Raw genomic sequence first — 25,803 nt, 5'->3', positions numbered from 1 at the left:
TGAGACACTCGAACTCCTGACATCTTCGGCATAACCGAAGCGCATTTTCCAATCCGCAGATGTACCCAAGCGCCGTCTTGCACTGCCGCCAAGGGCACAGGTTCCCAGAGACACCCGGTGTTGTCAGCGATTTGAAGTTGCACAAACCGCGGAGCGGTTCAAGGGCATATCCTTTCCTGCCGCTTTCAAGATCACGTCCGATCGAGCCGCAACAGGCATGCGTGACGGCGCATGCGTTGCCAAAAGGACCGTGGGGCAACAGCTTTTTCAACCCTTGGCATTGGCTCCATGACCGTGGCAAAAACTCTTGCCATCCCTTGGTGGACACACATGAGAGAAGCAGTGGAACGCCAACCCGCCCATTCGCAGCGCAGGTGCTATCCAAGGCGGAATTTGGTTGGCGTCACACCGGTCTGGTTTCGAAAAAACCGAGTGAAGTGGGACTTGTCGGAATAGCCAAGCATGAGACCGATCTCGGCAACTGTCATTTTGCTTTCTCTGAGGTGCTTCTTGGCGACATCGACCCGCAGACGCCTTACCTCTCGGGGAAGTGTTGTCTGATGTTTCTGAAGTGCTTTCAGGAACCGCTCGGGCTGGATACCCAGCAATCCGGCCACAACCTCCGGCCCCAGCTCTGACTCATCGAGTTTTCCACGCAGGACAGACCGCAAAGCGGCCACTACGGTGACGTCTTCATTGTGTCGAATCGTGGCTGTCGGCACTTCGGACTCCTCTGCCGCATGGTGTAGAAACAACCATTCCACGGGAAAACTGATCTGCATTCCGGGGTTGGGTCCAAGACCGACTTCGATACCTTTGTAACCGCGTGGCAAGCCAAGGATGTATCTGCTTTCCCATCGCACCCGGGACGGATCCCACGCGTTTCCGACCACGCTTTGCAACAGGCGCACATAGATGGCAGCCCCGAACCCGGTAACCTGAACGGGCGGAACGGTTGGTTCCTGTTGCCGCGCGATCCGATAGATCGCTTTGTCTGCTTCCACGACAAGGCTGTGCCGCACGGAGTTGGACTCTTGTGGCACAAGCCTGACGAACCGGGCAAAAAACTCGAACAGAGTGTTCGAGGATTGCAACGACCGAGCGAACGGCGGCCATCCTTGCAGGTCAAATGTCTCTCCTACATTCAGGCCAAGGTATCGATCCCCTGACAACTCTGAGAAGGCATTCAACAGACCATAGACCAGTTCCGAGTGGACATAGACAGATGGGTCGGACAGCAGGTCGGCCTTCAAGCCGACCTGATCCAAGGCCGGTTGCGGATTGATCCTGCGGTCGGTGAGATATTGCAGAAACGGGGCGGCCAGCGCGAGGCGGATAAAGCCTTCGCTATGCGCTTCAGAAGTGGAGCTGAGTGGCACGTCCGTCACCCTTTTTTAAACCAATGGTTTCGTTCAGTGGCCTTTTTTGCGGTCACATTCGCACATGTTAATCCAAAAGTGGCAACCCGCCCAAGAGTTTTCGGGCTACGTTCGGTAAAACGTGAATGTGAAGGGAAGACCTATGACCAACATGCGAATATCCCTTTGCCCGGCGGTAATGGTCGCGGCAGTTTTTGGTTTTTCGGTGGCTGCGCAGGCTCAGGATCAAGAAGATCCTCAAACGCTGTTCACCAATGTGCACGTCTTTGATGGCGTGAATGAGCAACGTATCGAGAATGCCAGCGTATTGGTCGAGGGCAACCTGATTAAGGCCGTATCAACTGAAGTGATTGATGCCCCCAATGCTACGGTTATTGACGGAGAAGGGCGGACACTGACCCCCGGCTTCATCGAAAATCATGCACACCTGATGCTGCCAGGACCCACGTTGCCCGCAATGGAAGCCAACAGCACTTGGGAAGACCTCGCGATTCACGGCACTCAAATGGCTGAGATGTACTTAATGCAAGGCTTTACCACCGTAAGAGATGCAGGTGGCGCTAATGGAGGGCTTCGCCGCGCAATCGACACCGGGACTATTGTCGGGCCGCGTTTCTACCCTGCGGCTGCTTTTCTAAGTACGCGTGGTGGCCATGCTGATTTCGCCAACTTTACAGCACCTGTTGGCCAGTCTTCAAATTTCAGCCGTCTGAATATGGCCCAAGAAGTCGACAGTGTCTCCGAAATGTACAAGTTTGCTCGTAACAACTTTCGGATGGGGGCAACACAATTGAAGTACATGCAATCAGGCGGTGTAGTTTCAGTGTTTGACCCGTGGCAGTTATTGGCTGGATCGACGGCAGAGTTAGAAGCGGCCGTGCAGGTTGCCAACGAATACGAAAGCTACGTCATGGCCCATTCCTACCGCAAGGAAACGATCATGGCGGCACTGAATGCTGGTGTGCGATCAATTGAACACGGTTTCATGTTTGATTGTGAAATTTCAGCGCTGATGGAAGAGAAAGGAGCCTACATCACAACCAATCTCACGGCATTTGATCCAAATCTCTTCGATATTCCTGCCATTCGAGATGTCCCAGCCAGCTTACGAAAGGCACAGTCCGCCACGCAGGCTTTCGGCGACTACATAAAAAACATGAATGAGTGCCCAGCTAAAAGAGGGTTTCACACGGATTGCGTAGGTTCTGTAGCTGCCTGCAATATTCAAATTGCCTATGAAAAACATCTCAATAATGAGTTCTTTGGCTCTCACGCATCGTTGGTCGCAATGACATCTACTGGCGGTGAAATCGCCGCTTTGTCCGGACCGTTCATGAACCCCTATCCCGAAGGCAATCTGGGCGTTATCGAGGAAGGGGCCTATGCTGATATCCTGCTGATCGACGGAAACCCACTTGAAGACTTTTCCGTCGTTGGAACCGGGGATCAATGGTTTGGCGCCGACCCGAGGCCGGAAAGCCCGGAAACGATCCGACTGATTATGAAGGACGGTGTGATATACAAGAACACACTGGACTGACCCAAATAACGGTTGGAGAGATTTGATGTTCCCTTGGTTTCGCGCCGCAGTTTTCGCTGGCTTTGTCCTGAGCGGTCATTCCGCAATGGCAACGCCCCATGCGACGCTTGACTGGTCTGACCTTCCGGACCCGTCGGTGCAGGTGTTCGATGACCCTTATCGTGATCTGAGCCCTGAACAGTTTGACGATGTCCTCTTCGTCGTGCGCTTGCGCGGCAGGTTGCAGCAGGATGTCGGCAGCGTTGAGGAAAGACAGAAATGGCAAGAGCTTCTGACCGAGACTGAAGACGCCTTGGCCGAGGGTGGCGTTGATGTCGACTGGCTGCTCGATCAGCGAGAGGCTGTGAAAGAGCGGCGAAGAAAGGCAGGAACAAACGGAAATCCGCAACTCGATGGCCAGAGTGTTACGCTGACAGGCTTTGCCATTCCCGCGCCGAACGATCCGGACGGGCGAGCGGTTGCATATTTGGTGCCAGAACGCGGGATGTGCAGCCATATGCCCCCGCCTCCGCCCAATCAGATGATCCGGGTGCGGTTGAACGGCGACTGGGCCCCCAGTTACTTCCATGAACCCGTTCGGCTCAAAGGTAGGCTGACGATTGAACCCTCGGTTCAGAACATGATGGTCGTGGATGGGCTTGTGCCGATGAATGCAACCTTCAAACTGGAGACGGACAGCGTTGAAACGCTGGAAACAAAGGCCGACGGTCTGGAATGGAGACAGCGTGCAGCCGATCGCCTCCGAGCTGCTGGCAATCGTAAAACTGGCGGCGCAAAGGCGTCGGAATGATAGGGCGCCTTGTTGCCGCATTGAGCATTGCCTGCGCGGGTACGGCGTCTGCGCAGGGGTTGTCCGGGCCTTCTTCGGTCGAGGCCGAGCTGAAACCTGGCGATGGCCTGACCGATCCGCAATACCGTTCCGAATTTCCGCGCAACATCGCGCCGGGTTGGTTTCGGTGGAAAGACCGGCTGGCCGAGGGCGGGTTTCGGTTCAACGTGGATTACCTGGCGTTGGGCCAATCCACGAACGCTGATTTGGGAACTGGTGAGGCCGCAAGTGGAATCGCGCGTGTCTACGGCAGTTGGCAGGCAACCGAGCGGGGTTCTTTGACATTCAAAATCGAAGATCGGCACGGATACACCGATGTTGCCCCGCAATTCCTTGGGCTGGACGGAGGTGCATTGTCGATCACCGGGACAGCCTTCAACGACAATGGTTTGTTGCTGACCAACCTGTTCTGGACCCAAAGGGCCGAGAACGGCGTGTGGACGCTGCAAGTCGGCCAGATTGATGTGACGGACTTTGTGGATATCTATGGATTGGTCAGCCCCTACAGCGGGTTCCAAAACCTGTCGTTCAACACCAACCCGACAATCAACACACCCAACCAGGGAATTGGCATTGCCGGTGGGATAAAGCTGAGCAAAAACTTCTACGCCGTTGCCAGCGTTGCAGACGCAAACGCCGATCCGTCGGATCCAAGTCTTGACGTGTTCAGGGACGGCAATCTCTTCAAATCGTTTGAGATTGGCTACACTTCGGGCTTTGATCGCATCTATTTCGACAATGTCCATTTGACCCTCTGGCATGCAGATGCGGCCGACGATGGCAGCCGTGCAGAAGATTATGGCGCCGTGTTTTCCGCGGCTTGGTTTGTCGACAACAAATGGATGCCGTTCGTTCGGGCAGGAGCGTCGAAAGGCACGGCAGCGCTGTATGATCGTTCGGTTTCTGCCGGGCTGGGCTATTACGGTCGAAACACCGATCTGGCCGGTTTGGGTTTGAACTGGGCCGAAGCAAGAAACATCGACGGCGATCAGTTCACGCTGGAAGCATTCTATCGCTTTTCAATCTCACCCGGTCTGCAAATCACGCCGTCACTACAGTTCATCTCCAATCCGCTGCTGAACGCCAATCAGGATAGCATCACGTTGTTCAGCCTGCGCACCCGGATCGTTTTTTGATGCGGCTCGAAAGCAGCAACTCACACGAAACCAATTTGGGAGGCTCAGTCATGAAAACTTGGTTGGCCGCAAGCGCCATTGCAATCGTATCCGGTGCCGCGCTGCACGCGAGCGAGGAAAGCAAGACATGGGATGCGTCGGATGAAGCAAAGCAATTTGTGAATGACACAATCGTGCTTGGCATGTTGGCCAGCCCCTACGGCACCGGCTGGACTGAAGAGGAACAGCTGCACACTTACTTCGCGCGGGCTCGGGACCACGGAATAACAGGTCATGAGATGACGCTGGCCGCAGCGGATATGTCTTTTGAGACCTTTCTTGATCAGCACTACCACTTCCGGTCGGCGATGGCGCAACAGCCAGAGAATTACCTGATCGTGAATGAAACCCGCGATATCGAAGCCGCCCATATTCAAGGCAAGACGGCGGTCATCTGGAACAGCCAGACGGCGACGATTCTGGATGGCGACCTGAGGAAGATGGCGTTGCTTAAGGATATGGGGATCAAGAGTATGATCCTGGCCTACAACGATATCTTCCGCACCGGGTCGGGGCAGTTGGCGGCCTATAACGGGCGCGATATCGGTCTGACCCCTTGGGGCAAGTCGGTGATCGATGATATGGTGCGTTTCGGCATCCTTCTGGACCTGAGCCACACGGGTTCCAAAACGGCCAACGACGCCATGGACTACATGGACGAAAACTATCCCGGCGTGCCTTATGTTTACACGCATTCGGTTCCTGCCGGCCTTTACGCAAACGAACCCGGTGCGACGCCACGCGGGTGTTATCGGGCCATTCCCGATGACGAGGCCCTGCGTGCGGCCAAATCGGGCGGCTATGTTTCTCCGACATTCACTGAATGGATGATGGACGGCGTTTGGCCTGAAGATATCTCACCCAAGCAAGCCGCCGACATGATCGACTACTATGTTCAACTTGTTGGGGTCGACCACGTTGGGATCGCAACGGATGACATGTTCTCGACTGAATTGGTTGTGCAGTTCGCGACTGCAAACGCCAGCATGTATGATGATGGCGGCTATATGATCGACGCGTTCAACAAAGGGGCGACCGGCAACGGTGAGTTGGCCAAAATCCTTGCGGCAATTACCGATGATCTCTGGGCAAGAGGTTATTCCGATGAAGACCTCGAAAAGATCTATGGCGGCAACAAGATGCGGGTTTACGCGCAAGTCTGGGAGGGCACCCCCCCCGAACAATTTCTGAAAGAATACCCCGAGCGTCTGCGTCTCAGGCAGGAATTGCGAGAAGGGTTTTATTCGCGATAGACTTTCGGGACCGGCATCAATGATGATTGGCCCCGGATGCGGAACAGCGCAGAAATTTTGGGGGAAAGGATGGTGGGTGATGAGAGACTCGAACTCCCGACATCTTCGGTGTAAACGAAGTGGGTTGCGCGTAACATGCTGATTTTATTGAACGTGAACGCCGGGATTTTTCTGCTTTCTATTCCCTGGGCAACCAGGATCGAGCGTCGAAGGTTCAATGAACCGGCAAGCGCTTCGTAAAACTGGAGCTTAGGCTCTACCCAATAGAGAGAATAGCTAATCATTCAGGTGCAGCCCTTGAAGCATATGAAGTGTTGGCTTGCAGGGATGACGATCCCTGGCGTGAAGTGTATGCAAGTGGCTGGGGATATTGAGGATTATGCAGTCCAGACGTCAGCTTTTCCGCCAGCGTTTGAGAAACGGCCATCACAGGACTAACGCCATGATCACTAAGGATAAGGAACTCAAATTTGCCGCCGAAAGCCGTCAGAAGATTATCGATCTTATTGCCGGTTTGGAGAATGCGCCAAGTGATCGGTTTTGGGACAAGTCTCCCAACTGGCTTACAAAAAAACGCCTTGCCGCGCTGCTCGTCGAATTCGAGAACGGACTAAGATCTCTTGGCGCGATAGATGTCAGTGCTCACGCACCCTGCGGAGACCCGCACCACGAAGAAAAGGCCAAATGGGAACTCGAAGGCCATGCCGGCTATTGGCGGTACGTCTTGGACGACGGGCGCGCCGATACCGATTTGCTGGAAGGTGGCGAGCTCGTCGTCGGCGGCGTGGTGATGGATTCTGCGTTTGATGCAATACTAAGTGGTCAGGCCTCCTGCCGCGATGCTTGTCCTTGCAACCCAAGTAAACGCGCAGCAGAGCATTCTGTTGCCCGGTTCTTTTTATGGCCCCATGATAGTGACAGTCGTTTGCGGGAGCTGTCAGCCCTGGTTCTGAATTTACGTTGTGCTTTAGATCAAGCCGACGACCGCCGCCCCCGGTCGGCTATCAGGGAGGAGCTACTCTATGTTCTCATCTTGCTCGAACGCCTAATTTCCCCGGAGACGGCGTCTGAGCACATTGATTTACGCGGTGTGATTTAGACTATCACCCTCCTATCCCATTGACCCGGTCATCGCTGTTTCAAAACTAAATGATCCACTGTCTACAAATTAAGTCTGGGGCAAAGGAAACGACTTGCCGCAGCCAAAAATCGTCCGTCCGCTTTGCTTCGTGATAACGATCTGACTTTCTTTGCTCACACTCGGGCAAGGCCGTGAGTTTCCATAACGTTGAAATCTCGCGACGGGTTGTGCGTTTCAAGCGATGTGCAACGCGTGCTCGTTCTCAAATTCGTTTAGCGCGTCTCCAATCAACGCGGCAGCTTCATCTACGTCTTTTTCACTCGTACCGCGCCCCAAACTGAACCTGATCGAGGCGTCCGCTTCATCATTTGTTAAGCCGATTGCGCGCAGCACATGGGATGGTTCCGGAATGCCGCTTGTACAGGCAGCACCGCTAGACGCCGCAATGTGGGGCTGAAGCGCTCCGAGAATGTCCTGCGCTGAGTATCCCTCAAACCGTACGTTGGCATTGCCAGGGTGACGCATCGCCCCCGAAGGTGGACCGTTCAATATTATCGTTTGGGGAAGAGCCGTCAGTTTTTGGACAAACCGGTCGCGTAGCCGCGTAAGGCGTGCACGCTCAGATTGTGAATTTTCACCGTCCAAGAGCGCGGCCGCTGCACCCATGCCGACACATAGCGGTGTGGGAAGGGTACCGGATCTCAGATTGTCTTGCTGACCCCCGCCGTAGATCAATGGCTCGATGGCGTTTTGCAAATCGTGCCGAATGTAGAGCGCACCGACGCCCATCGGACCATACATTTTGTGCCCGGACAGGCTGACCATGTCGGCATGTTCGACCAATCCTGAAATATCCATCGCGCAAGGTGCCTGCGCGCCATCGCAGTGAAAAACGGTGCCGAAGGAATGGGCGATCTTACCGATAGCCTCGACGTCCTGAATCGTACCAATTTCGTTGTTTACTGCGACGACTGAGACGGCCAGAACATCATCGCCGATCAGCTCTGCAAAATGATCCAAATCGACGCGACCAGAAGCGTCGACCTTGAGCGTTTCAATCTGAAACCCGAGCTCTTTTTGGATGGCGCGCCCGGTGGCAAGGACGCACTTATGCTCAATCGCGCTAAGCAATATCCGGCGCCGCTTGCCGCCAGATGCTCGACGTGCAAGGCCCAAAAGCGCAAGATTGTTGGCCTCTGTTGCGCCAGAGGTGAAGATGATTTCATTGGAGTCTGCGCCAAGCAGTGCGGCAATGCGAAGCGCGGCCAATTCCACAGATTGTGCAGCCTTCCAACCGCGAGCATGATCGGCAGAATGCGGGTTCCCGAACGAATCTGCGAAATATGGTGACATCTGCTCTAAAACATTTAAATCAAGGGGCGTTGTAGCTTGATAATCCAGATAGTATGATTTCTCGTTTTTCATATTATTTACAATTCACTAGGGGTAATGTATCGGATTGTTCTTGCGCGCATCTAACGTTTCCGGGCATCTGGGAGATGTCTCCAGCTCTTGGATTGACCCTACCAAATGTTGTGGGTTAGTGTCGAGCTGGATCAATCCTCCAGTTCGAGAAAATCAATGCCACGCGGCCCATTATTCCTAGATGATTACACACCACAGCTTTCCGGACATGAAACTTTCCCGCTCCGATACGGTTGGTTGAAGAAAGCCTTTGACGCTGTCAGCAAATGCGATGGTGAGGCGGGCGGTAAATCTGTATTTTTGGCCGATGAGGCCATCGCTCGCTTTGGGCTTGGCAAGAATATGGTAGCATCGATGCGCCATTGGGCGATGGCAGCCGGTATCATTGCCGACGGCAAAGAGCCGAATTCCGTGGCAACCTCTGCCCTTGGCAGAAAGCTCTTCGGTGAGAGCGGCCTTGATCCCTATATGGAACATCCGGCGAGCCTGTGGCTTATTCATTGGCAGATTGCCGGGCACCCCAAAAAAACGACGTGGTATTGGAGTTTTGGCAACTATCCTAGCGCGAACTTTGAACGTGAGAGTCTGGTACAAGGTATTGAAAAAGTTTCGAAAAACCGTAAGTGGTCAAGGGTTGCGGCGACCACGATAAAGCGTGATGTAGAGTGTTTCGTGCGGACCTATGTGGCGCGGCATGCGACCGGTCAAGCAGCTCACGAAGACACTCTTGAATCGCCGCTCGCGGAGCTTGGACTGATCAAAGCAACGGGGAAAAAGGACGGTTTCCGGTTTGTGCGCGGCTCTAAATCAACACTTGGCCGCGGTGTGTTTCTTTATGCTCTCATTGACTTCTGGAATGCATACTCTCCGGCACGCACTCTGTCCTTTGAGGCCATTGCCCATGAACCTGGTTCGCCGGGGCGTGTTTTCCTGCTTGATGAAAACGATGTTGCAGGCAGGTTGCTTGATCTTGAAGAGTTTACTGATGGGGTGTTTCGTTGGTCTGAAACGGCTGGCCTCAAGCAAGTCATTCGTGAAGGCGATCTCGATCTTCAGGCGGCCTTGAATTTTGTTGATGCGGACTTTGGCCGTATTCCGGAAAAGGAGGTGGCGTAATGAGCCTTGCCGAGCGCATCCATATTGCCCGCCGTTTTCAACGTGCCGTTAGGATAGATGCCGATTTCAACGACTCAAAAGCACTCGAAGGCTTTATTTGTCCGAAATCATCTGAAGATGTTCTTATTACAACCGCCGACCACGTTGCGCGGACAGGTCATGGTGCTTTCACTTGGACCGGGCCTTACGGTAGCGGGAAGTCAAGTCTCGTTGTCGCACTCAGCGCGTTGCTAGGCCAAGACAAGGCGTTGCGAGAACAAGCAAGTGCTGCCATCGGGAAGAAGACCGCGCAGACGGTTCTCGAAGCACTGCCTCCCAAGGCAAAAGGTTGGTGCATTCTGCCTGTCGTCGGGCGGCGGGACGATCCGGCGCGCGTTATCGGCGAAGCCATCGAAGCCGGAGGATATTCACAGTGCGCCAACGGCGCGACATGGGACGACAAGCAGGTAGTTTCCGCTTTAACCGAAATCGCTTCAAAACATCCGCTTAGTGAAGGGGGGCTGATCCTGTTCATCGATGAGATGGGCAAATTCCTTGAAGCCGCCGCTCAGGACGGATCCGATGTTTACCTCTTTCAGCTTCTTGCCGAAGCCGCTTCTCGAAGCGGAGGGCGCCTTCTCCTGATCGGCATCTTGCATCAGTCCTTCGAGGACTATGCCGGGCGCCTGTCGCGGGAAATGCGCGATGAGTGGTCAAAAATCCAAGGGCGGTTTGTAGATTTGGCCGTCAATGTTGCGGGCGAAGAGCAGATCGAGCTCGTTTCCCGCGCCATCGAAAATGGCCGTGGCCCCGTCAAACCGGGTGCACGAGCAATTCTTGTCGCGGAAGAAATCAAGCGACAAAGACCGGCATCTTCGGCCTACCTGCCGACAATACTTGAAGGGTGCTGGCCTTTGCATCCGGTTGTGGCGTGTCTGCTTGGTCCGATTTCCCGCAGGCGTTTCGGCCAAAACCAACGCAGCATTTTCGGATTCTTGAATTCGGCCGAACCATTCGGATTCCAGGACTTCATTCGCCACGCAGCCGATGAGGATATTTTCGAGCCGGCCCGGCTTTGGGATTATTTGCGTGTTAATCTGGAACCTTCGATCCTGGCATCACCTGACGGCCACAGATGGGCGATGGCCGCCGAAGCTGTTGAGCGCTGTGAAGCTCTTGGCGGTGATGAGGACCATGTACGGCTGCTCAAGACCGTCGCACTTATCGACTTGTTTAAAGAGCGATCCGGGCTTGTTCCCAACATCGCTTTGTTACGTGGCTGTGTAGGCGGTCTCTCAGAGGCGGACACCAAAAAGGCCCTTGAGCAATTGCGGAAGTGGTCGCTTGTAATTTACCGCAAGTTCACCGACGCCTTTGCTATTTTTGCCGGAAGCGATTTTGATATCGACCGCGCTGTGGGCGATGCTTTGGAGTATGTTCGGGAAGCCGACTTCAATGTGCTTCAAAGACTCGCGGGCATGCAACCCATCCTTGCCAAGCGCCACTACCATGAGACTGGGGCGTTACGTTGGTTTGACGTTCACCTCGCGCCGCTGAACGGCTTGGTTGACAAGGCCATCACGTTCAAGCCGCAAAAGGGAACGATTGGCCAGTTCCTACTTGCTGTTCCGACAGAAGGTGAAAGCGAGGAACACGCGCAGAGGATTTGCCGTGAAGCAGCACGCCAGTCGCAAGATTGGGACATCGTTACCGGGCTTTCGCAACGGGCCTGGGCAATCACCGATCTTGCACGGGAACTCATAGCCCTCGAAACCGTGAGGGAAGAACATCCGGACCTGGCAGGCGACCCCGTTGCGCAGCGCGAAGTTCAGGCACGGCATACCGCGCTGCAAGGGCAGCTCGAAGAAGAGATTCGCCGTGCCTTCGATCATGCCACTTGGCACCGCAAAGGGCGAAAAGAGCGGCATTGGTTGCATGCTGAACTCAACAGCATGGCCTCCGAACTCGCAGACGCCCGCTACCCAAAAACACCGCGCATCCACAACGAGTTGCTCAATAGAATTAAGCCCTCAAGCAATGCGGTCGCAGCGCAAAACGCGCTCTTGCGCCACATGGTCGTGAATGAAGGAGAAGAACGTCTAAGCATCGAAGGATTTCCGGCCGAGGGTGGGCTCTATGCCTCTCTTCTCGAAGTCACCGGGCTATACATCAAAGACAAAAAAAACTGGCGTTTTTCCCAACCGGAAAAAGGCAGAGATCCTTGCGAATTGAAGCCTTTGTGGGACGCGGCTGCCGATTATCTTGCTGCGTCCGAGGACAGAACAGTTGATGTCGCCGAGCTTTACAATCTTTGGGCAGCGCCGCCATTTGGCCTGAAAGACGGACTTATGCCAGTTCTGGCCGTTGCATTCATAATGTCGCGGCGTGACAAGGTCGCAATTTATCGGCAGGGCGTTTTCCAGCCGCGCTTCAAAGATGTGGATGTTGAAATGCTGGCTACGGACCCGTCCGAAGTTCAGCTACGTTGGATGGACCTGTCGGCAGTGGCACGGCGGCTTTTGTCCGGCATGGCGGATGTTGTCCGTACGCTTGATGAAAGAAACAGCTTATCGCACCTTACACCCATCGACGTGGCGCGGGGGCTTATTGCCGTCTATGAGCGTCTCCATGCGTGGACCAAACGTACGACGCGGCTCTCGGCCAACGCGGTCCATGTGCGAAACCTGTTCAAGCATGCGAGTGATCCAAACAAGTTCTTGTTTGACGATATTCCTGCTACCTTTGGCGCGAATGCCGGACTCGATGATGAAGCAATTCTCATAGCAATGATAAAGGATGTTCGCGAGGGCCTCGAAGAACTCACCAACGCCTATCCTGCAATGCTGCGAAGGCTTGCCGACTTGATGCTGGAAGAATTGCAGGTGCCGAACGGCTCACCGCAAGCCCTATCAGAATTGCGCGCAAGGGCTGAAAATATTAGAGCGCTTGGCGGGGATTTCCGCCTTGAGGCCTTTGTTGCCCGCCTTTCTCAATTCGAGGGAAGTGTGGCAGATATTGAAGGTATCGCCAGTTTTGCGGCAGATAAACCGCCGCGCACCTGGACTGATCCCGATCTGGACAAGGCGGCCGTTGAGGTGACCGCACTTGCACAACAATTCATTCGCAATGAGTCTTTCGCGCGCGTAAAGGGCCGCCGCGACAAACGACAAGCGATGGCTGTGGTCGTGGGAGTTGATGGCCGCCCGGCTCCAATACTTGAGGAGTTCTCGATCACCGATGCCGACCGTCAGGATGTAGATGCACTTATCGCGCGCGTTGAGGTCGCCCTTTCAGGTGCCGCACCCGACAGGCGCAACGTCATTCTCGCGGCTTTGGCCGAACTCAGTGCACGGTACATGCAACCCGCCACGAATGCGGAACCGGAGACAAATACCGACGAAAGGGTCGTTTCATGACTGCTCCCTTGGAAAAGCACGTCCTAGGGCTTTCGGGTGGAAAGGACAGCGCCGCCCTAGCGGTCTATATGCGCCAGCACCACCCTGAGTTGGATATCGAGTATTTTTTCACCGATACCGGAAAAGAGCTGCCTGAGGTTTATGAATTCCTGGGTCGATTGGAGGGTTTTCTTGGCAAGCCTATTTTAAGGCTTAATCCGGACAGGGATTTTGATTTCTGGCTCAAGCGTTACAAGAGCTTTTTACCTTCGCCACAGACTCGGTGGTGCACCCGTCAACTCAAACTGCGCCCGTTCGAGCATTGGATTAGGCCGCTACTTGATGAGGGTATGCGGGTTTACAGCTACGTGGCGATCCGCGCCGATGAAGAATACCGCGAAGGCTATAGCTCCAAGAATGACAATTTGATCATCAAGCTTCCGTTTAAGGATGACGGAATCGACAAGGCCGGTGTCACTGATATCCTCGATGACTCCGGGCTGGGCTTGCCGCGCTACTATGATTGGCGTTCACGCAGCGGTTGTACGTTCTGTTTTTATCAACAGAAGATTGAGTGGGTTCGGCTCAAGGAGCATCACCCCGAGGCTTTCGAAGAAGCGAAGTCCTACGAGAAGGATGCTGTCGCGCACGGCTCGCCTTTCACCTGGTCTCAGGGAGAGTCTTTGGATGAGCTGACGGCGCCGGATCGTGTTGCCCAAATCAAGCAAGACTATGAGAAGAGACTGGAGCGCCTGAGAGAGAGGCGACAACTCAATCCTCTGCGCCAAAACGTCGAGGAGCTGGATTTGGACGAATTGTATGGTTCATCAAAAATGTGCCTAGCCTGTCACAAGTGAAGGCGATAAGAAATAGTATATGATTTTTAGGAGCTTATAATACAGCAAGCAAAGGGCGAGCAGAGAAGTACATGTCCCATTCGAACAACCTTGTCGCGTTTCTACGGCATTACGGCCCGATACCGGCAAGCGACAATATGTATGACGAGCTCATACAGACTGAAATTGAACATTACGGCATAGAAAAACCGATCAATATTCCACCCGCACGGCTGCCTGAAGTCATTGAGAATTTTGAGGCCGAAGAGCCCAAAAACGTCATCCTGACCGGCACGGCCGGGGACGGAAAAACCTACCACTGTCGCCGGGTCTGGGAACATTTTGGGGGTGATCCTGAAAGATGGCGAGACGGAACAAAAGCCGCTGAACTACGGCTTCCGGCTTCGGGGAAACACCTAATAATTGTAAAAGACTTGAGCGAACTCACGGTCGCAGAAAAACAGCGCATTTTGCCTGAATTGGCAGATGCTGTCCGCGGTGAGAACACGCGCAACATCTATCTTGTTGCCGCCAATGACGGCCAATTGCTCGCAAGCTGGCGCGATTTCGCGGAAGCTAGTGGCGGTGAATACTACCGGGACTTTAAGTCCATCGAAGGGATGCTTGTCGACGAAAAGACCACAAACAAGAACTTGTCTCTCCTTCTCTACAATCTGAGCCATCTTGATGGCTCAGAGCACTTTGAAGAAATCCTAACGGAAGTGACCGAACACCCGCAGTGGCGGCAGTGCGAGGGGTGTACGCTGCTCTCTGAGGACGGATCGACGAAATGTCCAATCAGAATTAACCGCGACAGGTTGCGTGGTACGGATGATGGTGTCTCGCCCTTTCGCCACCGTATGTCCGAACTTCTCAAACTCGCGCGTGCTAATCGCATGCACTTGCCTATCCGCGATTTGTTGCTGCTGTGCGTAAACATCATTCTGGGGGATCATGAATCACGAAGCCTCCTCACATGCCGGAAGGCAATGAACCGAGCCGAAAGCGAGGCCTATCGCGAAACAAATCCTTACGCCAACGCATTTGGAGCCAACCTGCGGCCGCGCCAACGTCAACAGTATCAGGCATTTTCCACACTGGAAGCTTTTGGCATCGGCCGGGAGACCGACAACAAGATCGATAACCTTTTGGTCTACGGACCCTATGACGATGAGAAGAACTACCAAGCCCTGATTGGTAATGACCCTTTCTATGGTGGTATCGCTTATAGGAATTATCTCCGCGACTACCTCGAAGGTGAGCGTGAGAATATGGGAGAGTTCATGCGCGCCCTCGCGCTGCAACGGCAGCGGCTTTTCTTTTCTTTGCCGCTCGACAGCGATCTTTCGCCTTGGTCGCTAAGTGTCTATCAATCCTCTGGAACGTTTCTCGAATTTGGCAAAAGGCTTGCTGCTGGTGATGACGCCTCACGCATCGCCGAAATCCTAGTCCGAGGTCTGAATCGAACCTTCTGCGGCATGATGATCGACGAAGGGGATAGACTCTACCTTGCCTCATCCGGTGGTGACGGCAGAGGCCGCATTGCCTCGATATTGAACTTCGACATCGGTGTCTCCCGCCACAGACGCGATCCTTATCTCGATTTCGGGCTCGCGCATGACGGCCTTACCCCGCGTATGATGATCGTTGACCCAGCAGCCGACGCAGATAGCGTGATCGATGAGCTAGAGCTTCAAATTACGCACTTCGAGTACCTCATGCGCGTGGCTAAAGGCAGCTTGCCCGCGAGTTTCTCCCGGCAATGCTATGAAGATTTCCTTGATTTCAAACTGCGAGTCATCAAGCATCTCGTGCCGATAATCGGTGATGAACCAAGGCCCAACGAAATTAGTGTTCAAGCAGTCAAAGTCGATGAGCGCGGAAGGCCCCAGCCCGACAACATTCGCATCAGAGTGGGGGGAATATGAGCATGATCCCTGCACCTGAAAAATTCAAAAAAGATGTCAATGTCTGGGTCGATGAGGCCATTTGGGGCCATCGATTTTACAACGATCAGACGCCTTGGTTGGTCTTCCTTGAATTCCTATCCGTATTTCGAGGACGGCATCTTGATGGGCGTGCACTCGACGAACCGCGTGCAGACGGTGCCCATGAAGTCATAACCTACCATGTGCCGCGCCTAATCCCGCTCCGTGACATTGTCTTTAATAACCCCCACATCCAACATATTGACGCCACCAAGCGCAGCGATAGCGAGAAGTGGGCAGCTTGGCTGAAGCAAGTCAATGGCGATTACGATTTCTCTTTTCTCCGGGATCGCTTCGGGGAGTTCTCAAGGCTTACCCATGTTGTCGAGTACTTCCAGAACACAGCCGTAGAGCCCCACAGGCAAAGACGATGGACATCACGCTTCATCTTCCCTTACGGACCAGATTGTCTTTACGCCGACTTGCCAGGAAATCCTCAAGGTAGCCCTGATCGCCGCTTCTTCGCCCGCGGCGGTGAATTGCTTTATCTGATGCTATGTCGCAGCGGTCACGGACCAGAAATTGCCGAACTGATAAACAAGCGTTTGCTTGTAGAAACCGACCCATGGAACCGTGTTTCGAAGGCCCTTTTGCCAGAAGATTATCGCAGCGATTCCGGGGCAATATCAAGTGCAATTGGCTATCTGCCATATGCGGACAGAGACGAATATAAAGAGCTTGCGCAAACATGGCGACATCTCTTGCAGCTCGATCTTCCGGGCGCCGCGCTATTTGATCCGCTTGTCAGACTTTCTTCGCTACATATGCTTCTTTACATGATGCGCCGCGCAGGCGAAGAAATCGGTGACAATGCTGAGCCGAAATTCGTGCTCGAAATTGCGGCTCCAAGCAAAACGACACTGTTTGAGCTTTCCTCCGAGAGCCTTCGCGCGAACCGCATGGCAACGCTACGCGCGGTGCGTGCACATGTCGAAAATGCAAAGAATGATCAAGGTTGGCACGACGCCCTCGCCGCACGTGTTCCCGCGGATGCCGTGCGCACCCATCTTGCAGACCGCTTTGCCTGGAAACCCGAAGATGCCCCTGTGGGCGGCGATCCAGATGCAATTTTTTCTGTACTTCGTTCTTACGCCGAAAAGCGACACCAGCAACACGTTGCGAAGGTTCACAACGAGTGGACACGCCAGATCGGCTTGACCGTTTCGCGGCGCGGGGTTGGGACATGGTACGCGCCAAGCGATTCTCTTCTCAAAGCATTGGTAATGTGTACCGTCGAAGATGGCCGCGAAGAGTATCACCGTTTTCTCGCCAAGCTCTATGAACGCTTCCGCCTCGTTATCGCAGCGCCGGAGGCGGAAAAGGCTTTCGGCAATCTGCCGACAGACCAACACGCATTTACCCAAAACGCTCAACGTCTCGAACAGCGCCTTCGCACTCTCGGCTTGCTGCGCCGCCTGTCGGACGATTGCGCATATGTAGAAAACCCATATCGGAGGCGCGCATGACACGGAATGAGCTCATCGCCGCAGTTGCGCTGAAACACATTAAGACACAGCTTGAAAATGAGCCGGAAGGTACGCTGCGTGTCTGCATGCTCGGGCTGGAGCCGACCATCGTTCGCGCGATAGCGTGCGCCGCTGACAGCGATGCCGACACGCGTGCCGTTATGCTGAGCAAAATAGCGACGGCATTTGATCCCGATAACGAGCTTCCCGCAGACTTACGTAGCGATGAATCCATCACGCACTGGCGTCACTGCCGCCTCCCGGAAGGCAAACGTGCCGTTCTTTTCGTTGCCTCACAAGAAGAACTGCAACGCAATGACAAGAGCGTTGAAAAGATAACGAAAATTGAAACGGATGCGCTGCGTACGCTTTATGAAACCTGGATCGAGCAAGCGGGATTAACGCAAGCGCATTTGGATAAGCTAAAGCGCGCGCACCTTCGAGCCGCCCTACAAGCGGCGAATGAAACCTATGCGGCACGTACAATAGAGCATTTTGCTGACTTCGTGCTGCAAATTGCCAATGCCACCCTTTCAACGGGGCTGCCTCTACAGAAGGCCGTAGACAGCGCGCTCCCTGCGTTGCGCCTGCCGAGCTATGCAGGTCAATTTGATCGCGTTGCAGAGAACAAACGCGACAACCCTTCCGAATGGGCAAAGATATTCAGGCGTTTGCACCAAAAAACTCGGCCACTCCTCTCTCGTGAGAGCGAGCGTGGCGAGCCGCTTGACGAAACTCTGGCAAGTAATTTCGATGCAGTAGGCGAGCGATTATCGGATTCGGAAAAAGCTGTCATTTCAGCTTTTTTGGACAGCGACATATCCGCAGACGGCTGGACGAGCATCCAAACTGACCTTGTCAATCTAGATTGGCGCTCAATCTATGAAGTTTTTGAGGGGCTGAAAAAGGTCGATAGCCTTCCATTGGGTGAACGCACGATAGAGTTTTTTGAAGACGAATTCGACGATCCGCTCAATGAAGATCAACGCAACCTTTTGGGTTCAGCCTTTCCCAAAGATCCGACACATGATCTCAAGGATTTTTTTGAAGAGCACCAAGAGCATATTGCACGAGATAAAAAGCTCTACAGCACTTGGGAAAAGTATATTTACAGCAACCCGCAGCAATTTGACGATTTCTTTGTCGGCTTTATCGCCACGCTGCACCGCTTGCGTGAACGGACGGGCGATGACGAGATTACCGAGAACAAAATCGTTGTACGAATTCCGCGCAGTCGCGAGAAGAGTTTCTGGCGCTCAAAGAACGCGAAGATCGCGCGTTATTTCGCGGTGCGTTATCGCGGCATTCAGGAGCTTTTTGGGACGGACGTTTCATTCGACTTCGGCAAGTTGAATGAGTTCTACTTTCCGCATCTCGATAGCGAGCTTGAGAAAAATACCTCAGGCGCCCGAGAGGCCCGTAGTCTGAAATTTGAGGTGGAACTTGATCCGGGCGGTGTAAAGGCCAAGCTAATGTTTGTTTGGGAGATGCCGGTCGATGCTCTTGCAACAAGTATGGCCGATGACCTTGTCCGCATCGCCAATGAGACCGGAGATCACGCTCTTCTTCCGACAGCGGACATCACTAGACAGTCGATAAGCGCCAAGGGGCAAATCCAGCGTATTGATCTAACCGACGTGAACACCATTCGCGATGTTTGCAACGGGAACGACGGCGTCATGGTCGCGCCGAATAGCGAAAGCGGCGACCGTGCGGCAGCTTTTCTAGATGCCTTGGACGATTTGTCGAGCGTCCTTGCCGCGCCGCGCATCGATGCGATCCGCGCGGCTTTCCTGCAATTCACAGAAGGTTATGAGCTGGCCATTCGTGATTGGGCCGGAACCAACGGCGAGGGGATTTCTTCAGAAGTATTGCTGACCCAAGCACAGGCCTACGGGGAGCTCCTTCATGCCCTGCATGAAAATGCCAACAACGACCGTGCGCGAGAGAGTCTTTGGAAAGAGTGCATGCGCATCGGCACGGCGAACGTCGGCAGCGGGGCACCGGCCGCTATCGTTTTGCCCTGGCACCCACTGCGGATGGCAGAGCTTCACATTAAAGCCGCTCAGGTGGCGAAGATAGTGAATGCGGTTCTTCATGCGGGCGAGGAAGACATCTTCCGCGCTGATTTGTTGTTCCAGCAAAAACAGGCGGAATTGCTTGCGGATTATTATCCCGAAGTTTGCATCGGGTTTGACGACGGCAAGCCCACCTTGCTTTCGCTCACCGAAAGCAAGTTTGATTACTCTCTCGCCGAGCCTCCGCAGCGCAGAGCAAGCGCAGACGGCGACGACGCCCTTGATATCGAACCCGGTATTGCAGCCCGTGCGTTCAGCGCCGTCGGTGAACAGTTTTTGAAACTCTTGCCACACGAGCAGAACAACTTCTCAGTTGTTCTCTACAACGCGGAGTCAAAGGCTTTGCCGGGCGCTTTGGCAAGTGAGCTTTCGAACAAGGTCCAGCAAGAAAACGATCTCCAGTGCGACCTCTTGCTCACACACTCACATCCGATGCGGATGCGAAAGATTTACGAGCAACAGAACGTGGCCGTCGGGGACGACTCCGGGTCAGTCATGGCCAGCGAAGCTGCGAGAAATTTCCTTTCGCGACTGCGGGTAGGCTTTCTGGACGCGAATGATCTTCCCGAAGGCGACGATACGCGCGCGTCCGACCTCGTTGCCCTTCAAGATGTCATTGCCCGCAATGCTAAGGTCGTCTGGAAAAAGGCACCCGTAGAACGGCGCCCGGAGTTGCTCGAACACATCCCTCACACGTGGTCGCGCCGAAGGCCGGTAAGTGCGGTTGACAATTCCACATCTGTCTATCTGACGGCACCTGTCCAGCCTTGGATTGGTCAAATCTATCTGAACGCGATCCAAACATTTCTTCACGGTGAAAACGCTCAGAGCGGAGATGTCATTCCGGCGCGCGAAGTCAACTTCTCAGATGCCGAAGTCGGAGATGTTTTTAACGATGCACATCGGATCGGTGAGTGGGTTGTAAACTTCGATGAGCTTGTTGACCGGAGACTACTTGCAAACAATGGCGTCCAGGTAATTCGCCACATCCATGATCGCAGTGTGGATCGAAACATCACCGTATCTACGACTTCAAAGCCGCGTTTGCTTCAAACCCTGCTTAGGGAGCGCCTTAATCGTATCGATCCCGGCATCGTTAACGCGCATGGCGATACACCAATCACAAAACTGATCGACGAAGCGACTACGCTGTCCGGGCATGTTGTGATGCGGGCCGCCCGCTATGGTCACTACGCGAACGAACTTCTCGGCATTGTCTTGTCGATGGAAATGCTAAAACCTGGTTTGGGCGACCGTTCCCTTCCAATCGGGTGGTATTTCCTTGACGATTATGCGTCCTGGTTTGGCCAACGCGAAGAGCAAATCGCTGATATCATGGCGATTGCCCCTCGTTTTGAAGACGGCGAGCATGTTTTGCGTATCGCAATCGCTGAAGCGAAATTTGTAGGTTCCAACGGTTACAAAGGACAGGCCAAGAAATCCGCGAAACAGCTAGAAGAAACCATTTCGCGTCTTGGACGCGCGCTTGATCCTAACCACAAACGGATCGACCGGGAGTCGTGGCTGCATCGCCTCGGTGATTTCATCATCGAAGGTATGGAGCCATTTGATCCTGCCCTGTTTGATGGCTGGGACTTGCACCGATGGTCTGATGAAGTCAGGCAAGATAATGTGAGAATTATTCTTGCTGGTTTTTCCCATGTATTTGTCCACGACGATGACGAATATGTCGATGCAGGCGAGCCATTGCCGCTCAGTGGCATGCCCCATTGTCATCAGCAGGTTTTTGATAAACCTCGCGTCGCGGCGGCGCTAAGGTCGTTTGCTTCTGGGACTGAGGAAACGTTGGGGGGAGCCAAAGACACGGACGATGTTTGGGCAGCAGCTCTCGTTTCTGTTGATGTTGACACGACCGCAGACGAAGCCGTCGCCGAGAGAATGCTCGCTCCCGAAATGACAGCAGCTAAGGAGACTCCAACCGTAGCACCCGAAGTCAAACCGGAGGAGGCAATTGCTGAACATGCGGACGCGAAAACTGAGCCGGTTCAGCCCACGCCGCCACCCGCCACGGACGAGCAACCTGACAGTCCGCCTTCAACACCAGTTGCCTTGCCAACGGATTCAAAGCTGCCTTCCGCAGAGCTCTTGCAGTGGATTGGCGAGGAGACCACTGAGAGTGATGACGAAGCTGAGCAGTGGCTGAACAATACAGTCTCGGCGCTCCAGCGAGCGCTCCGGGGATACGACATGACAGCCGAGCTCATAGGTTCACGGTTGACACCCAATGCCGCACTCGTACGTTTCAGGGGCTCTGATGACCTGACACTTCCTAAGGTCGAAAAGCGACGCCAAGAGCTCTTAACTTCACACGCGATCAATGTGATCAATGTGCTCGCTGCGCCTATGGAAGTTATCATCATGGTCGGGCGCCCGAAGCGAGCGGTCCTTCATCTCAGAGACCTCTGGCGTCAGCGCGAGCTTCCAGATAGCGCGCCTGAAACTAACACAAGCCTTCTTCTCGGCGCGCGTGAGTCGGATGGCGAATTACTCTATCTCAATGTTGGGGACGGATTTGGAGGCCTGCATCCGCATGGCCCTCATACCCTTATCGCGGGCGAAACGGGCAGCGGAAAGGGTGTTCTTGTCCAGTGTTTGCTTTTGGACATCTGTGCTACGAACTCGCCAAACAGCGCACGCATCCGAATGATCGATCCGAAAGCCGGAATCGACTTCCCTTGGCTGCGGAGAATGCCGCATCTTGATGGTGATCTTATCACCACTCAGGAAGAGGCCGTCGAAACGCTTCAGGAGCTTGTTGAAGAAATGGAGCGGCGCAATCGTCTTCTTGCTGATGCGGGCGTAACCAAACTCGCGAGCTATAACAAGAAGGTCGCACCGTCCGAGCGATTGCCGCGCATATGGGTGTTCCATGATGAACTTGCCGATTGGATGTTGATTGACGAGTACCGCGATGCCGTTGAATTGAATGCCAGTCGCCTCGGCGTGAAAGCACGCGCCGCAGGAATCAATCTGGTTCTCATCACACAGCGCCCTGACAAAGACGCTCTGCCGATGCAACTCAGGGCAAACCTGACCAACCGGCTCGTTCTCAAAGTTGCCGACAAGCGAAATTCCAACTTGGTTCTCGATGAACCAGGAGCCGAACGCTTGCTTGGACGCGGGCATCTCGCTGCCAAGCTCTCAGGTGAAGCCGATATCATGCTCGCTCAGGTTCCATTTGCTGATGAGGATGAAATGGCTGAAATCGCGGCACTGATCACCGCAGCTTGGTGTGATGGAGGAACTTTGTAGCCAGCTTAGATGCTACTCCGCATCCCGGCTGGGAACCACTTCCTCTTTTTCGCCAAGTCGTAGATGAAATTCCACTAAAGAATGCCTTCAATGAGTATTGAACAGTCCGCATACGAACAAAATTACCAACAATTTCGCTCGCTCAACCAGATCATGTGGCAAATACCCGTGCTGGCGATGACGCTAACCGGGGGCTTGTGGTTTGGTGTTTCAAGGTTGAGCGATGCGCCACTTCTCACAAGCGCTCTGTTGCTCACGGCCGTGTTTGGAAACCTAATGCTGGCGGGTATCTTATACCGGTTCCGGCACGTGATGCAGTGCTACTTGGATTGGCTAGAAGAAGCTTTTCCAGAAGGGTTCGTCAATGCTAGCCCGAACTCAAGCTCGAAGAGCAAGCGCGAACGGTTTCGGAATACAAATAAAAAAGTTCGTACTTTGTTCTCATATATGCTGTATTGGGCTTCAGCGTGGAGCCTAGTTGTGTTTCTAGGCTATTGGTATGATCGGGAATGGAGTTTGAAAGTGCCGAATTCAGGAACGGCAGTCGCTTTCTATGATGCGCACGCCGCAACGCTCGCAGACGGGTATGAATCGGTTGCGTTTGAGGACGCCTATCCATTCCTCGTCACGCTATTTGAAGGGGCTCCGTTGACGGTCGTCGATATTGGTGCAGGAACCGGACGGGATGCCGCATGGATCGCTGAAAGAGGGCACACCGTGTTTGCTGTGGAGCCATCTGAATCCATGAGGACCATTGCTCAAAAGTTGCACGACGGCTTGAATATTTCCTGGATTGATGATCGTCTGCCTCGTTTCAGCGACCCCAGCCTAGAGGCTCGGGATTTCGATGTCGTGTTGGCAAACGCGGTATGGATGCACATTCCACGGACTCAACGGGATGAGGCGATGAGGCAGTTGCATTCATCAACGAAACCGGAAGGGTCTGCCTTCGTTTCGCTACGCCTTGGGCCTCAAGATAGCGAAAGAGGCATGTTCGAAATATCGTCTAGTGAGTTTGTGGCACGTGCAGAGAACGCCGGTTTCACAGTCGTTCCAATGGGCGATTTCGCCGATCTTCTTGAAAGGCCCGACGTAAGCTGGAAAATGTATCGGTTGGACCGCACCCCCGAAAGCTAGGGTGTAAATGGGATCTTCTGGGTTGACCCCTTGTCGGCATCCAATGTGGCCTCATTTGTGTTGAGCGGGTCCACCGCTGCTTAGACTTAGTTTGACGAAGTAGTGGCGAGCCTGCGGGGTTTCGGATTTGTGCTATGCGCGGTTCTCTAAGCGCTGGTTTAAGTTGTATGTCCGGCCTTTTGGCAAACCAGTTGGGTGAAAACAGTTTGGGTGAGGCATGTGCGGTCTTTGCCCGAGCACTCGGTTTGGCACTTTTGGTCGTGGGCGCGTTCATTGTGCTCATTTTCAATGAGGGCAACTGCCTTCCAACACGGCTGCGGCAGGATAGGTAGAAAACGCAAAGCTTGGCTTCGTGTATTTGTGGCAACGGACCCGTCGATGATGATTGCAGTGCATTTTCATGCTATCGACGACGCTCGACGCGCTGGACTACTTGGGCTTGTCAAGCCCTACCTCTTCGCAATTTCTCTTGCCATCCTTTTGTCACGTGGATTTGGCGAGATTGGTGTTTGGCTTGCGGGACCAATTGCTGAGCTTTGCTTTCTAGTGCTCACAGCATTTCTTTTTATATGGCGGGTCCAGAATTCGAGACAGAGATGGGGTTTGTTTCAGACTTCTTTGAAGTAAGCTGTCTAATTTCAAAAAGGCGCTTCGGGTTTAACTGCTGAAAAAGTTGCATTTTCAAGAGGGAGCATCCTGTATTTTTCTTGCGCCGTTTCACTTTTGCAACAGGCTAATTTTCCGCTACTTTTTGGTATTTTTTGGTATCAAAATTGGTTAATGCCTCAGGCATCAACTTGAGGCAAATATCTCCTCTGGTTTCCAATATTTCGAAGAATCTTCTGTGATTGACGCAAATTTGAAGTTATAGCGCTGATTTCGTCCGGAAATAAAATTCGAGTGAATTGATTTTTAAGCTGGTGGGGCGCCTTTTTTTTACAACAATTGGCCTCAAGCCCGATTTGAAATCTGGCAATAACCCCGTCGAGCAATCAATTAGGTTGCTTTATTGAATGGAAAATGGAGGTCAAATGAAAACACAAGAACTCGAAACCGCCGTTGAAAGCGTCTACAGAAACGTTTCTGGCGACTTATCCAGTGAGGTGCGCAGTGCTGCACTGGAATATATCAAGCGCAAGCGTCGACTGTCCCATCCAAATGGAGAATTTGACGGTGGACAACGCTTCTATCTGGCAAGTCAGGAGCGAAGGGCCTGCTGTGAAGGTATTCGAAGACCTTCGCGTTCATATCCTTATTCAGAAATGGCACATGGTCGCAGCCTTCGCCATGTAGCTGAACTCTTCGATATAGACGAGCGAGACGTGCGCCGATTAGTCCAGCTTGTAGAAAGCGAAATGAGCGCAACCGCATAGTTGCTGCGCGCGCTTTCACGTCCCCCAATCACAAGAGAACCCGAAACCCGAAATAGTGGTGAACAGCTGTTCATCGCGCCCCTTCATTTTGCCAATCGACCAAGTGGCGATGGCTCAAACAGACGAAGAACAAAAGGAAAAGCATGTCTTCAATCAACAAATCCGGCGAAACCGCCCAATCCTCGGAGCCTCTGTGGCAATTCCATATTCTGGATGAAACCTACCGAGATGACCACAAAGAGGTGTATGTAGCCGCACGTCTGATCCAGAACCCAGGCGAGGTTGGCGAAGGCTGTATCTACTTTGATACAGCAGTTAATCGTATTGCATTTTGGGGTTTTGACGACCTGATTGGCTATGACATCCCCCCGCGGCTGCTTGAGGATGGAGAAATTTGGTTCGAGCAATGGCTTGCCCGAAAGGAGCCTGAACACAGCTCGACCTCTCGACCAAGCGGTTCCTGAACAGTTTTCTTGGAGA

16 protein-coding genes are annotated in these 25,803 nt (G+C 53.6%); 14 read left to right on the top strand and 2 right to left on the bottom strand.

All coding sequences use genetic code 11. The annotated features are described in order from the left end of the window. Window positions 1-377: 377 nt before the first annotated feature. Entirely contained in the window at window positions 378-1,379 is a 1,002-nt protein-coding gene (locus I9185_RS17660; protein ID WP_210093738.1) for an AraC family transcriptional regulator, read from the bottom strand. A gap of 142 nt (window positions 1,380-1,521) precedes the next feature. Here I9185_RS17660 and I9185_RS17655 point away from each other — a divergent pair, with 142 nt between their 5' ends. The 5 genes from I9185_RS17655 (at window position 1,522) to I9185_RS17635 (ending at window position 7,275) form a co-directional block, all read left to right on the top strand. After that, window positions 1,522-2,919 carry an amidohydrolase family protein gene (locus I9185_RS17655; protein ID WP_171118964.1) on the top strand — a complete coding sequence of 466 codons (1,398 nt, stop codon included), beginning with the start codon at window positions 1,522-1,524 and terminating at the stop codon, window positions 2,917-2,919. Between the two features lie 25 nt (window positions 2,920-2,944). After that, complete coding sequence (locus I9185_RS17650) at window positions 2,945-3,709, top strand: DUF3299 domain-containing protein (RefSeq protein WP_210093737.1); 765 nt, start codon at window positions 2,945-2,947, stop codon at window positions 3,707-3,709. Beyond that, the gene (locus I9185_RS17645; protein ID WP_210093736.1) at window positions 3,706-4,884 is read left to right on the top strand and encodes a carbohydrate porin; all 1,179 of its coding nucleotides are present in this window, start codon (window positions 3,706-3,708) and stop codon (window positions 4,882-4,884) included. The genes I9185_RS17650 and I9185_RS17645 overlap by 4 nt, the downstream gene beginning before the upstream one ends. Window positions 4,885-4,934: 50 nt before the next feature. After that, a complete protein-coding gene (locus tag I9185_RS17640) occupies window positions 4,935-6,176 on the top strand; it encodes a membrane dipeptidase (protein WP_210093735.1) in 1,242 nt (413 codons plus the stop codon). A 442-nt stretch (window positions 6,177-6,618) separates the two neighbouring features. Next, window positions 6,619-7,275, top strand: a complete 657-nt coding sequence (locus I9185_RS17635) for a hypothetical protein (RefSeq protein ID WP_210093734.1) — start codon at window positions 6,619-6,621, stop codon at window positions 7,273-7,275. A gap of 216 nt (window positions 7,276-7,491) precedes the next feature. On the opposite strand, the gene I9185_RS17630 is transcribed toward I9185_RS17635, so the two are convergent. Further along, on the bottom strand, window positions 7,492-8,682 hold the full coding sequence (locus I9185_RS17630) for a cysteine desulfurase family protein (RefSeq protein ID WP_210093733.1): 1,191 nt from the start codon (window positions 8,680-8,682) through the stop codon (window positions 7,492-7,494). Window positions 8,683-8,787: 105 nt separating this feature from the next. On the opposite strand from I9185_RS17630, the gene I9185_RS17625 reads away from it, so the two are divergent. The 9 genes from I9185_RS17625 (at window position 8,788) to I9185_RS17585 (ending at window position 25,787) form a co-directional block, all read left to right on the top strand. Beyond that, complete coding sequence (locus I9185_RS17625) at window positions 8,788-9,798, top strand: DUF4007 family protein (protein ID WP_210093732.1); 1,011 nt, start codon at window positions 8,788-8,790, stop codon at window positions 9,796-9,798. Then, entirely contained in the window at window positions 9,798-13,193 is a 3,396-nt protein-coding gene (locus I9185_RS17620; RefSeq protein WP_210093731.1) for a hypothetical protein, read from the top strand. The genes I9185_RS17625 and I9185_RS17620 overlap by 1 nt, the downstream gene beginning before the upstream one ends. After that, the gene (locus I9185_RS17615; protein ID WP_170707375.1) at window positions 13,190-14,029 is read left to right on the top strand and encodes a phosphoadenosine phosphosulfate reductase family protein; all 840 of its coding nucleotides are present in this window, start codon (window positions 13,190-13,192) and stop codon (window positions 14,027-14,029) included. Before I9185_RS17620 ends, I9185_RS17615 begins: the two co-directional genes overlap by 4 nt. A 71-nt stretch (window positions 14,030-14,100) precedes the next feature. Beyond that, entirely contained in the window at window positions 14,101-15,936 is a 1,836-nt protein-coding gene (locus tag I9185_RS17610) for a hypothetical protein (protein WP_210093730.1), read from the top strand. A gap of 2 nt (window positions 15,937-15,938) precedes the next feature. Continuing rightward, window positions 15,939-17,462 (top strand): hypothetical protein, encoded by a 1,524-nt coding sequence (locus I9185_RS17605; RefSeq protein ID WP_210093729.1) that lies wholly within the window; start codon window positions 15,939-15,941, stop codon window positions 17,460-17,462. Next, a complete protein-coding gene (locus tag I9185_RS17600; protein ID WP_210093728.1) occupies window positions 17,459-22,813 on the top strand; it encodes an FtsK/SpoIIIE domain-containing protein in 5,355 nt (1,784 codons plus the stop codon). The genes I9185_RS17605 and I9185_RS17600 overlap by 4 nt, the downstream gene beginning before the upstream one ends. A 90-nt stretch (window positions 22,814-22,903) precedes the next feature. Further along, window positions 22,904-23,950 (top strand): class I SAM-dependent methyltransferase, encoded by a 1,047-nt coding sequence (locus I9185_RS17595; protein WP_210093727.1) that lies wholly within the window; start codon window positions 22,904-22,906, stop codon window positions 23,948-23,950. 1,031 nt (window positions 23,951-24,981) lie between these two features. Next, the gene (locus tag I9185_RS17590) at window positions 24,982-25,323 is read left to right on the top strand and encodes a hypothetical protein (protein WP_210093726.1); all 342 of its coding nucleotides are present in this window, start codon (window positions 24,982-24,984) and stop codon (window positions 25,321-25,323) included. A 143-nt stretch (window positions 25,324-25,466) separates the two neighbouring features. After that, window positions 25,467-25,787, top strand: a complete 321-nt coding sequence (locus I9185_RS17585; protein ID WP_210093725.1) for a hypothetical protein — start codon at window positions 25,467-25,469, stop codon at window positions 25,785-25,787. Window positions 25,788-25,803: the final 16 nt, after the last annotated feature.

The organism is Ruegeria sp. HKCCSP346 (assembly GCF_017872595.1).
In the GTDB taxonomy this organism is placed as follows: domain Bacteria; phylum Pseudomonadota; class Alphaproteobacteria; order Rhodobacterales; family Rhodobacteraceae; genus Ruegeria.
The sequence above is the reverse complement of the archived record's forward strand: the minus strand, read 5'-3'. Positions and strand labels throughout refer to the sequence as shown.